General features: G+C 37.4%; 9 protein-coding genes and 1 other annotated feature. Of the genes, 7 read left to right on the plus strand and 2 right to left on the minus strand.

The window, feature by feature from the left end; translation table 11 throughout:
* Positions 1-308: 308 nt before the first annotated feature.
* On the minus strand, positions 309-1,553 hold the full coding sequence (locus CVD27_RS25240; RefSeq protein WP_101651657.1) for a cation:dicarboxylate symporter family transporter: 1,245 nt from the start codon (positions 1,551-1,553) through the stop codon (positions 309-311).
* A gap of 353 nt (positions 1,554-1,906) precedes the next feature.
* On the opposite strand from CVD27_RS25240, the gene CVD27_RS25245 reads away from it, so the two are divergent.
* The 6 genes from CVD27_RS25245 (at position 1,907) to CVD27_RS25270 (ending at position 7,818) form a co-directional block, all read left to right on the plus strand.
* Positions 1,907-2,107, plus strand: a complete 201-nt coding sequence (locus tag CVD27_RS25245) for a hypothetical protein (protein ID WP_101651659.1) — start codon at positions 1,907-1,909, stop codon at positions 2,105-2,107.
* Between the two features lie 182 nt (positions 2,108-2,289).
* Positions 2,290-2,925: a pentapeptide repeat-containing protein gene (locus CVD27_RS25250; protein ID WP_101651661.1), complete on the plus strand. Its 636-nt coding sequence runs from the start codon at positions 2,290-2,292 to the stop codon at positions 2,923-2,925.
* A gap of 259 nt (positions 2,926-3,184) precedes the next feature.
* Entirely contained in the window at positions 3,185-3,994 is an 810-nt protein-coding gene (locus CVD27_RS25255) for a hypothetical protein (RefSeq protein WP_219621336.1), read from the plus strand.
* 113 nt (positions 3,995-4,107) lie between these two features.
* On the plus strand, positions 4,108-4,809 hold the full coding sequence (locus CVD27_RS25260) for an HAD family hydrolase (protein ID WP_101651663.1): 702 nt from the start codon (positions 4,108-4,110) through the stop codon (positions 4,807-4,809).
* Between the two features lie 400 nt (positions 4,810-5,209).
* A complete protein-coding gene (locus CVD27_RS25265; RefSeq protein ID WP_101651665.1) occupies positions 5,210-5,803 on the plus strand; it encodes a DUF5317 domain-containing protein in 594 nt (197 codons plus the stop codon).
* A 167-nt stretch (positions 5,804-5,970) separates the two neighbouring features.
* Positions 5,971-7,818, plus strand: a complete 1,848-nt coding sequence (locus CVD27_RS25270) for a bifunctional diguanylate cyclase/phosphohydrolase (RefSeq protein WP_101651667.1) — start codon at positions 5,971-5,973, stop codon at positions 7,816-7,818.
* Positions 7,819-8,099: 281 nt separating this feature from the next.
* Here the strand turns inward: CVD27_RS25270 and CVD27_RS25275 are convergent, their stop codons facing one another.
* Entirely contained in the window at positions 8,100-9,392 is a 1,293-nt protein-coding gene (locus tag CVD27_RS25275; RefSeq protein ID WP_101651671.1) for an amino acid permease, read from the minus strand.
* 114 nt (positions 9,393-9,506) lie between these two features.
* Positions 9,507-9,735 (minus strand) — a binding site (T-box leader).
* Between the two features lie 384 nt (positions 9,736-10,119).
* Between CVD27_RS25275 and CVD27_RS25280 the strand changes: the two genes are divergently transcribed.
* Positions 10,120-11,625, plus strand: a complete 1,506-nt coding sequence (locus tag CVD27_RS25280; RefSeq protein ID WP_101651669.1) for a flavin monoamine oxidase family protein — start codon at positions 10,120-10,122, stop codon at positions 11,623-11,625.
* Positions 11,626-11,635 lie beyond the last annotated feature (10 nt).

An 11,635-nucleotide genomic window follows, 5' to 3' on the forward strand; every position in this document is an offset into this window, starting at 1 on the left:
TTTGTCCTCAAGCCCCCTTATTGGAGACATTTTCTTCAGCTTCACTGGCAGTTTTGTCCTCAAGAACCCTTATTGAAGACACTTTCTTCAGCTTCACCGATAGTTTTGTCCTCAAGGCCCATTATTGGAGACATTTTCTTCAGCTTCACTGGCAGTTTTGTCCTCAAGAACCCTTATTGAAGACACTTTCTTCAGCTCCACTGGCAGTTTTGTCCTCAATAACGGTTAAAGAAATTTCCTTAGTAAAATAACGTATAAAGGTCATAAAAAAAGACAGAGTGCCAAATGCATCTCTGTCTTTTTACCTATTACGCCGCTATTTTGTCTTCAACGTTAACCTTATGGCCTTCCCATTTAGAAATCACAACGGCTGCTAAAGAGTTACCAACGATATTTACACATGTACGTGCCATATCTAGGAGACGGTCAATACCTGCGATGAACGCAAGACCTTCAACAGGAATTCCAACGCTTCCTAATGTCGCAAGAAGTACCACGAAAGATACCCCTGGAACACCCGCAATCCCCTTAGACGTTACCATCAAGACTAGTACAAGTGTAATTTGGTGCGTGATGCTCATATGAATTCCATACATCTGGGCAATGAACAACGCCGCAATTGCTTGATAAAGAGTAGATCCGTCAAGATTAAACGAATATCCAGTTGGAATAACGAAGGAAGTAATCGACTTTGGACAGCCGAGCTTCTCCATTTTTTCCATGATTTTTGGAAGAACAGCCTCTGAGCTTGCTGTAGAATAACCAAGTAATAATTCGTCCTTCAAATAGGCTAAGAACTTGAAGATATTAACCCCAACAATCTTAGCTGTAATACCTAGAACAACCAAAATAAAGAAGATCATAGCGCCATAAACAACGAATACTAATTTTCCTAAAGGAATAAGTGATGATAAACCGAATTTAGAAACCGTCACACCAATGAGCGCAAATACGCCAAACGGAGCAAATTTCATCACTTGGTTAGTAACCCAAAACATCGCATCGGCAGTACCTTTAAAAAAGTTGATAATTGGCGTCCCTTTTTCTCCAATCGCAGCCACACCTAGGCCGAACATAACAGAGAAGAAAATGATCGCTAACATATCACCATTTGCTAATGCTTGAATAATATTGGTTGGGACAATATTAACAAATGTATCTATCTTGGAATGTGATTCAGTTGTTTTTGCTGTTTCCACATACGTATTAATATCTGTTTTTGCTAAGTGGGAACGATCGACACCAGTTCCTGGGTGGAATACATTAGCAAATAATAACCCTAACACAATCGCAATCGTTGTAATAATTTCAAAATACAGAAGGGTTTTTCCTCCAAGTTTTCCAAGCGATTTCATATCGCCGGTACCAGCAACCCCAACGACAATACTTGAGATAACAATTGGGACTACGATCATTTTAATTAATCGGATAAAAATATCCCCAATTGGCTGCAGGAATTGAGCTACATGTGTATTTCCGTAAAAAATGGCCCCTACAATAATACCGAGGGCTAAACCAATGAAAATTTGCCATGCCAGACTAATTCTCTTCATAATCTCTCCCCTTTTCTTTATATTTATTATTATCTCTAAAGAGCATAAATCTCGGTTAATCAATATCATATCATGATATTACAATATAATTCTAGATATTTTTTTCGACATGCACAACACTGTAAATAATGGCATTTTCAATTCCACCTTGATTTTATTACTATTGTAGTAGTTTGAATTTCCTATATAAAAGGTTATTTAAAGCTTTTTTTAGGATAACTTTTATAGTTATATTCCCCTAATTGGTCACTACTAATCGCATAAAATGGAATTTTGCTGCCTCCCGAATAAACTTTTTAAAATCAGGCCATACTTTTAGTAAAAAAAGAGTAAATCATCGGAGGTAGTTGGTTATGGGGAGAGATTTGGGGAGCATTTTTATGGAGTTAAAAGAACTTAAAACCAAGGAACTAGAAGAATGTAATAAGGAACTTAACATCACGGATTATAACAGCGTGGTCAAAAAAGCGTTAATGATTTATAAACACGATCTGCTGGAGAGTTTAGAAATGTACGACCTTTATCTGGACCAAAAAGAAACGCTAATCATATAGCTTTCTCAAAAATACGTGACGAAATATCAGTCGTTTTGATATCTTACTAAGTATATAAAAAAGGTAAACTCGCCATAATTGGTGAGTTTCTTTATTTACTTCACAATTTCCACAATTATACTTAAGATGATAGTTGTATATTTGCTAGTTAGCTAACTAATGAACCGAAAGAAGGATAGAAGATGAAAATTGATATTCCAAAAATTTCGCCAGAGTTAACTTCAAGGGATTTTCACGATATTTTTTATGAAGAAGACCCCATACTCGAAATGTGTAAAATCATCGACTCCGCTTTTGAAAATGAAGCCGTAGATAGGGTTCGGCTCTATAATGCAGTAATCAAGAATTGTAAGTTTACTAATACAGACTTTAGTAATATTGATATGACAGATGTTTGTTTTGAAAATTGCGACTTATCAAATGTTAATTTAAGTCATTCTTCTGTCCATAGAGTTGAATTTATAAATAGCAAATTAATCGGTGTTAATTTGGAAGAATCCAGCTTAGGGAATGTAAAATTTGAGAATTCGATACTAAACTTGGCGGGATTCGGAAATTCTAAGCTAGAAAAAGTTATATTTAAAGAGGCTTCCTTAAATAGTACAGATTTTTTTGACTGCAAACTTAAAAAAGTTGAATTCCAAACATGTAACCTTAATGGAGCAAACTTTGATCAAACATCCTTAAAAGGAATCGATATTAGTTCGTCTACTTTTGATACACTTACTGTTTCCATCGAAAGCTTAAAGGGCTGCAAGGTATCATCCTATCAGGCCATCAAGTTTGCAACGCTCATGGGATTGATTATTAAAGTGTAGCATTTGAGATAACTGGAATAAACATAACGCGAGGCTCCTTCAATAAGGGCCTTTTTTCATGGCCATCTTTTTAGAAAAAAGATATAAAAATCGCTTAAATGGCAAAAAACGGCTCCAAATGTCTAATTTGGAGCCGAAAAAGGGGCTTTTGACCTTAAAAGTACCTTCAAATTCAAAAATGATGAATTCGATTTAGCCAGTTAAACCCGATATGGTGAAGATGCCAGAAATAAATCTTCACGATGAAAGGGTGTTTCCTTTGAAATCAGGTAAAATCGAGAGCTTTGAACAATTTTCTCAATTTCATTCTTTACAAGATTTTAATAACCATATGGAATTGTGGCTGCTAGAACATAAGCAGCATTTTTCAAAAGGGGAATTAATGGGGCTAAAGAGATTGGTCCGTTATGCTGCCAAAATTCCAGGTGTTTGTAATGCCAAAATAGGTACAATATTAAAATCCATCCACGAAGAGTGCCATGACAATGGCATCTCTCGCTCTACCTTTAAACGAATGATCCTAAAAGCCAAGGAATTAGGAATCCTCAGTGTCTTTGAAACGGAAAGAAAAAACGGTTCACAGACCAGTAATTTATACCAGTTTAATCGTTTCCCTTCAAATGAACCACCCAAAGAGGAAATCTTGGACCACCCTATAGAAGCTAGTAATCTTTTAAAAACTGAAAAAAATGAAAAGATAAAAGAACGTATAGAAGAACCGTCAAAATTAGACCATACCTATGTGAGCGATCATGTTCCACAGCCTTTTGTCCAGCTGGTTAAGTACTTCTATAATGATGTAAAAACAATCGAAGAGTATTGGAAAATGGCTAAAATCACGGCCTATCGAAATCTTTGGGAAAATGATCACGATGTCATTCTAGATGTGGCCATAGATTCCTTTAAGCAGCTCATTCGGGGCCTAAAGTTTAACCAGAACATCAAAAACCCCTTCGCTTATTTTTATGGAATTTCGGAAAATAAGTTTTGCAATCTTATGCATGCAAGGCTTCATGATGAGTATGAGCTGAATAATAGTGAGATTGTTTTTAGACAGGTGGGAATTTGAAGATTGGTTGGTAAAGGAGTCCCGCGTATGAAAATACACATCCCTTCCTTCTAGTTTCACATTTTAATATAATAATTAAGTAGTTTCTATTAATTTTTATGGGAGTGTAGCTCATGAAGGCACTATTTTTCGACCTAGATGATACATTATATGACCAGCTTCAACCCTTTCAAGGAGCATATCATAGTGTTTTTTCAAGGATTACAGACCTTTCCATTCTTGACCTCTTCAAAAAAAGCCGAGAATACAGCGATAAAGTGTTCGCGTTAACTGAGTCAGGGGAAATGTCATTAGAAAAGATGCATCAATATCGAATGATGAATGCCTTTAAGGATTTCGGATATACCATTTCGGCAGACGAAGCGGATGCGTTTCAGCAAGAATACAAAAACCAGCAATACAAAGTCTCTCTTATTCCCGAAATGAAAAACATCCTCCAATATGCAAGCACGAAATGCATTCCGATCTTTGTAACAACCAACGGGCCCTCAACCCATCAAAGACAAAAACTAGAATCATTAGGGATTTCAGAGTGGGTCCCAGCAAACCATATTTTTATCTCAAGTGAAGTCGGTTATGCCAAGCCTCATAAGGCTTTCTTTGAGCATGTGAATGTGAAAACTAAAACAAATAGCATCGATTCCTGTATGGTTGGGGACTCATTTGAGAATGACATCTTTGGAGCCCATCAAGCAGGCTGGAGCTCCATTTGGATCAATACCACGAAGAAAGCAAAGCCAATCGAAAACGTTCATCCTACCTATGAGACAAATTCCTATCAACAGCTTGAGAATCTAATAAAATCATTAGTTTAGTCTTTTGTACCAAAGGTCAGAGGTCTATGTCACAAAATTGTTATGACAATATCCCCGTATACTCTGACCTCTTCTTTTGCTCATTGTCTTGCAAATAACCCTTCCTTAATTTATCTCCAACAATTAATATATGATTATCAACCTCTTAAAATAGGTCATAATCGACCATTTTCCTAACCAACTTGGTACTACTTTACAACATTCGACAAAATTCTCTATCAATTTATACCCGAAAAGTGCACAATTTTACAAAATCGACATAATTTCTTCCAATTTCTGCATTGCAAACGTTATTCTTTTTTGATTAGATAGATATGGTATTGTAAGAATATTTTTCCTTTCCGGAATTTTTGCGCTTTTACTCAAAATATTTTATTCTAGCATAGGCAGGTTAAAACATATGGTATTTGACGGCATCATACTGGCTTTTATTGTAGGCTTTCTTCGAAAAGGGAACTTAAGGGCTCTCGCACAGCTAAGGCTAAAATGGGGATGGATATTTCCTATACTATTAGTGGTTGAATTAACTGTTTTTACCCTTCAAAATAACCTTAAATTTCTCGGACAAATAAGCGGTTACATCTACATCATTGTTTATGTACTTGGTCTGTTATTTTTATTTATGAACCGCAATAACCCTGGATTTACACTTATTTTATTTGGTGTGTTTTTAAATTTTTTAGTAATGGTCCTTAATGGCGGCAGAATGCCCGTTTCATTAGATGCAGCCTCTATATTAGAACCTGGTTACCTTGATGTTCTAAAAGAGGAATTATATGCGAAACACGCAGCCTTAACAGATTCTACAAGACTAGGATTTCTAGGAGATATTATCCCTATCACCAAACCTTATCCACGAACACAAATCATCAGCATTGGTGATATTATTATGAATATTGGAGCCTTTCTTTTTATCCAATACCTAATGATCAAACATCCTGCTTCAAAAAGGCAGAAAACTTCACTCTCCATGGAAGGAGGTGAAGCAAAATGAAACAAAAATCAGAAGGAATCAAATTAACTGGTGTTTTAGTAAATGCCCTTATTATTGCATCTATGATTGTCGCTTTAACATCTGGAATGAAACTAATATAATGAAAAAAGGAGAAGTAAGATTATTTCACTTCTCCTTTCTACTATTTTTAGATATGAGTGATTAAAATGGAAAGAATGAAGCAGCCTGCTAATCTATATTTATTAATGGTTACGTTACTGGGGATTGTAGGATTTATGATTTTGGAGCCTTTTAGTAGGATCAATACTACAAATTGGGCGATTACCCTTACATTAGTGGGTGCAATTATCCTGCTAAATCATTACACAATCCCCATCCCTCCGGACGGAAATTCCATCTCAATGGACTCTGCGATTTACCTTGCAAGTATGTTTTTATTTGGACTTAATCTGACATTACAAGTACTACTAATCAATTCGATTATTTATGCTATTTTTAAATGGAAGATTGCTTGGTGGAAACATCTATTCAATTTTTCTATTTATTGTATTATGACTATTCTTGCCTACTTTCTATTTATTTTTTGTAATGGAATAGTAGGTGATATAAATACAAGAAACTTGCTTCCATATATCGTTTCACTTACTACCTATTTTATTTTAAATACCATATTAATAAGCTTATATTTTTTACTACAGCAAACAGAAAGCTCCATTACATCCTTGAGTGGAATTGTTAAGGATAAAACGTTTTTAGTCAGTTATCTTAGCACATTATTACTCTCTATTGTTTTGGGCATTCTTCTACAAGTGAATGCCATTTTGGGACTTATCTTATTTGTATGTATTGCCATCCTTTTGTCCGTTGCTTTTAATGAGCATTTCCGCTTGTTTCAGGAAACCCTTGATAAAGCCAACAAAGATACCCTCACAGGTCTTAACAATCACGGGTATTTTAAAGAAATCCTGCAAAAAGAAGTGACTGCGGCAAAAGAAAATGATACACCATTAAGTGTGGCCATCCTCGATATCGATGATTTTAAAAAGTACAATGACATCTACGGTCATATCCAAGGAGACCATCTCCTTCAGGAATTCGGTGCCTTTTTGCAAACTGAAGCAGCAAAGGCCCACTATATCGTGGCCCGATACGGCGGAGAAGAATTTGCCCTTGTGATGCCAAATACAGATCGAAAAACCGCTTATTCGTTCATGAACGAGCTAAGAAAAAAAGCCAACGATACCTACTATAGCGGAGTAGAACGCCTCCCGTATGGCTGTTTTTCTTTTTCATGCGGAATTGCCGAATGTGAAAAAGAAACCTATAGTATTTCTGAACTTCTAAACAGAGCCGATCAAGCGATGTATGCGGGTAAAAATCAAGGGAAAAACCTAGTACAAATTTATAACCCTCATTCAGAGTATTCGATTCAACACTCCCTATTTGTTGAAAAAGAGATGGAGGAAGCAGAATATCAATTAAAAATATTCCTTTCAAAGGATGTATATACGTATCGCCATAGTAAACGCGTCTACCAATATGCGGTCGATTTTTCAAGAATGCTGAACTTGAGTCTCCATGAAAGGAAAACATTGATTCTTGGTGCCCTTGTCCATGATATTGGTAAAATTGAAATTCCGCGGGAGATTTTAACGAAAAAAGGAAAGCTTGAGCCGCATGAATGGGAAATGATGAAAAAGCACGTGACTTTTGGAAAAGAAATCATTTCAACGAATAAGAAATTAGAAGACTTAATTCCATTAGTCGAGCTTCATCATGAACGATATGACGGCAAGGGGTATCCTTATGGACTAGCAGGAAAATCCATCCCGAAATTAGCACGCATTCTCTGTGTGATTGATTCTTTCGATGCGATGACAACCGAACGCCCCTATCAAAAAACAAAAACCTTCCAAGAAGCCATCGTTGAATTACGTGCATGCTCTGGGAAACAATTTGATCCGCAGTTCATTGAACCGTTTATTACGATGATTAAGCAGCTGGATGATTGCGGGAAGGAAGAACTAGAGAAAGAGCTGGTGGCAGTAGAATAGTTAAGGTAAACTCCTACAGCCATAATTCGAGAAGCTTTGAGAGAAGTGAATACTATTAAAAAACCTCTATCAAAATAGATAGAGGTTTTTGTAAGCTTTAGTAGATGCTTTTTGATTAATTGTGACCTTAGATCCGCTTTATCCTTCGGCCTTGGTCACAATTAAACTTTTAAATGACCATCTGTTCAAATTCCCCATCTTCAAAGGGCACAATTAATCGTGTTATCCATAGAGAAAGAGGGTGTCCCCAAATTTATCTTTTAAGGACTCCCTCTTTTTGCTTACTCTTTGTTAATATCTTTGTTACCTGTCCAGCCTGAGCATATGACTAAAATCAACAGAATACCTAAACAGACAAAAATACTAACCCGGTTCTGCTCACTAAAGGCAAATGCCACACAGCTAATTGTCAACGCTGCTGCTGTAAAGGCTGTCACATACGGAAATCCCCATATATGAAAATGTGGAAGCTTATCGTAGGTCTTGCGAAGCTTCAACTGTGCTAAACAAATAGCAATCCACACCAATGAAACGGTAAATCCCGGAATGGCCATCAGATACCCAAACACACGATCTGGTGAAAAATAGGCCACAAACGTTCCCCCAACAAGTACAACAGCACTCAAGATCACACTGTATAAGGGAATTCCGTTTTTAGCTACATACGAAAACTGTTTTGGCGCTTCCCCTTCTGAAGCTAAAGAATGTAACATCCTCGTACAGCCATAAATCCCGGAGTTCGCTGCAGACAATACAGCGGTAATAAGAACAAAGTTCATAATATGAGCCGAACCAGAAAATCCGACTGCTGATAGCACCTGGACAAACGGGCTAGCCTGATTGCCAATTTCATCCCATGGAATTAACCCGCAAATGATTAAGATTGGTACTGTATAAAAAAGGACAATCCTCCAAATGACTCCTTTAATCACCTTAGGTAATACCTTCTCTGCATCCTTTGTCTCTGTTAATGTCAGTCCGATCAATTCCGATCCACCGTATGAGAAAATAACAATTAACAGTGCCGAGAACACCCCTGACCATCCGTGCGGGAAGAAGCCCTGGTGCTGTGAATAGTTTTGCAGATAGTGAGTTTCACTACTCGGAATGATTCCAAAAAGAATTCCTGCTCCTAAAACAATAAATAGCACAATCATGGTAATTTTAATTCCAGCAAACCAAAACTCAAACTCTCCGTACTTTTTTACATTCATAAAATTGATGGCCACAATGAAAATAGCACTAATAAAGCTTAATGACCATAACGACATTGAAGGGAACCAATACTGCAAAAAGCTTCCTGCCGCGATCACTTCAATGACACATACTACCAGCCACATGAAGCAGTACAGCCAGCCAATGACAAACGATATTTTAGTGCCAAATGCCAGCCGAATAAATCCTTTCATATTCAATCCGGGATAAGCAATCGCCATTTCCGCAATCGCACTCATCACCACAAGCAGCAATAATCCTGCGAAGAGATAAGAAAAAATAACAGCAGGCCCCGCAATCGATACTGTTTCTGAAGTTCCTTTAAATATACCGGTACCAATGGCTCCTCCAATGGCCATCAGACGGATATGCCTTGGCAATAATCTTTTTTGTAATTCCACGATGATTTCCTCCTAGGAATAAAATAAAAAAGCACTAGAGCTGAAAAAAAAAAAGCCCCTACTGACTAAATCAGTAGGGACGACTATTATCGCGGTACCACCCTAGTTGCAGACAAAACGCTGCCTCTCGACTTTGTTAACGGTCCATTGACCGTCTTCCCCTTATAAAGATTTCTCTTTATTTCGAAAAAGATGCTCTGGGATTGAATTTCATCCTTATCTTTGTGCTGATTTCCACCTTCCATCAGCTCTCTTAAAACAGTGAGATAAGCACTACTAAGATTCCCTTCATAGCTCAAATATTAAATATAGTTCGTAGTTTAGAAGTACGTTTTGTATTATAAAGATTGTAATATTATTCTGTCAATAATATTTAGCAATTTCTTTTAACAATCGACAACGATCAACTTCCACGAATTTATGCTCTATTATTAAATCATTAGATTAACCAGTTAAAAAATTTGATATATTAATTTCCTTCCAGTCCGTCATGAAAAGAAGAATGTCGAAATTCATCCGTTCATTTCCCAGAAAATAGTCCCTTTTTCCACAATTATTTCTCTTTCACTTACTACTTACTACATTCTATTAACGTTCCTATTCGTTTTTATTCAAGCCTACAACACATAGCCCTCTCCGAGTGTGAATACAATGTAATAATTCTTTTTCCATAAGGGGCGATGGGATGCCTATTAACATAAATGCAAAGTTATCGGCTCAACAAATGCTTGAAATAATTAGAAATGGTCTTAAAAAAACGCAAAATCCAAAGAATATTACGATTGTTGGCGCAGGGCTAGCTGGACTAGTTGCGGCTTCTCTCTTAAAGGATGCTGGACACAACGTCACCATTCTTGAAGCAACCGACAGAGTCGGCGGACGCGTCTATACCATCCGCTCCCCCTTTAGCAATGAGCTTTATTTAAACGCAGGCCCTATGCGAATTCCTGATCTTCATCTTTTGACTCTCGAATATATTAAAAAATTTAATTTAAGCGTAAACGTATTTATTAACCGAACTCCCTTGGATATTCTATATGCCAATGGCGTCAAAACACGTCTTAACATGTATGAACGTGATCCGGATATCCTAAATTTCCCCGTTGAACCGAATGAAAAAGGGAAGGGGGCAGAGGAACTGTTAAACTTGGCTCTACAGCCAATCGTCGACTTTATCAACAAAGATCCAGTGAAACATTGGCCTCTCATAGAAAAAGAATTTAAAGACTATTCGCTAGGTTCATTCTTAAAATATTATCATTATCAATTTGGAACCACTTTTTCAGATGGCGCAGTGGATATGATGGGTGTACTTCTTGATTATGAAGCATATATGGGGATGTCACTACTGGAAGTTTTGCGTGAAGCAGCAGACTTCAGAACCGATCGTTTCTATGAAATAACGGGTGGGATGGATTTACTTCCAAGGGCGTTTCTCCCACAATTAAAAGATCATATTCGATTCAATCAGAGAATGACGAAAATTGTCCAACACCAGAATAGTGTAACGATCCATTCCAACCATCCTCAAACATTAGAGCCATCTACGATAACTGGTGATCTAGCCATTATCACCATCCCTTTTTCCGTGTTACGATTTGTTGAAGTGGAACCCTACGATTCTTTTTCTTATTATAAACGGAGAGCGATTCGTGAACTGAATTATATGGCGGCGACAAAAGTTGGAATTGAGTTTAAAAGCAGGTTTTGGGAAACGTACAATCAATATGGTGGTAAATCCATCACGGATCTGCCGATTCGTTTCACGTATTACCCGAGTCAAGGGATTGGCACAAAAGGGCCGGCTGTGATTCTGGCAAGTTATACATGGGCAGATGAGGCTTTGACCTGGAATGGTCTATCAAACGAAGACCGGATTCAATATGCTTTAAAGAACTTAGCTGAAATTTACGGAGACCAGGTCTATGCTGAATTTGTGTCCGGAACTTCCTTTAGTTGGGTGGATGATCCTTATGCAACTGGTGCTTTAGCGACCTTTGAACCCGGTCAGGAACACGAGCTATTTCCTTATATCTTTATACCTGCAGGAAGAGTTCACTTTGCAGGGGAACATACCACCCTTACGCACGGTTGGATGCAAGGAGCCATTGAATCTGGAATACGGGTGGCAGATGAAGTGAATGACTTGCCAAAGAAACAGAGGGACGGTTCTCATGCTTCAGAAGCATGAGAACCGTCCC

The sequence above is a fragment of the Neobacillus cucumis genome (genome assembly GCF_002860255.1).
Lineage (GTDB): Bacteria > Bacillota > Bacilli > Bacillales > Cytobacillaceae > Neobacillus > Neobacillus cucumis_A.

Excerpts from the sequence above, each read along its gene's own strand:
- CVD27_RS25240 (WP_101651657.1), bottom strand. The coding sequence starts at position 1,553 with ATGAAGAGAATTAGTCTGGCATGGCAAATTTTCATTGGTTTAGCCCTC.
- CVD27_RS25245 (WP_101651659.1), top strand. The coding sequence starts at position 1,907 with ATGGGGAGAGATTTGGGGAGCATTTTTATGGAGTTAAAAGAACTTAAA.
- CVD27_RS25250 (WP_101651661.1), top strand. The coding sequence starts at position 2,290 with ATGAAAATTGATATTCCAAAAATTTCGCCAGAGTTAACTTCAAGGGAT.
- CVD27_RS25260 (WP_101651663.1), top strand. The coding sequence starts at position 4,108 with ATGAAGGCACTATTTTTCGACCTAGATGATACATTATATGACCAGCTT.
- CVD27_RS25265 (WP_101651665.1), top strand. The coding sequence starts at position 5,210 with ATGGTATTTGACGGCATCATACTGGCTTTTATTGTAGGCTTTCTTCGA.
- CVD27_RS25270 (WP_101651667.1), top strand. The coding sequence starts at position 5,971 with ATGGAAAGAATGAAGCAGCCTGCTAATCTATATTTATTAATGGTTACG.
- CVD27_RS25275 (WP_101651671.1), bottom strand. The coding sequence starts at position 9,392 with ATGGCCATTGGAGGAGCCATTGGTACCGGTATATTTAAAGGAACTTCA.
- CVD27_RS25280 (WP_101651669.1), top strand. The coding sequence starts at position 10,120 with ATGCCTATTAACATAAATGCAAAGTTATCGGCTCAACAAATGCTTGAA.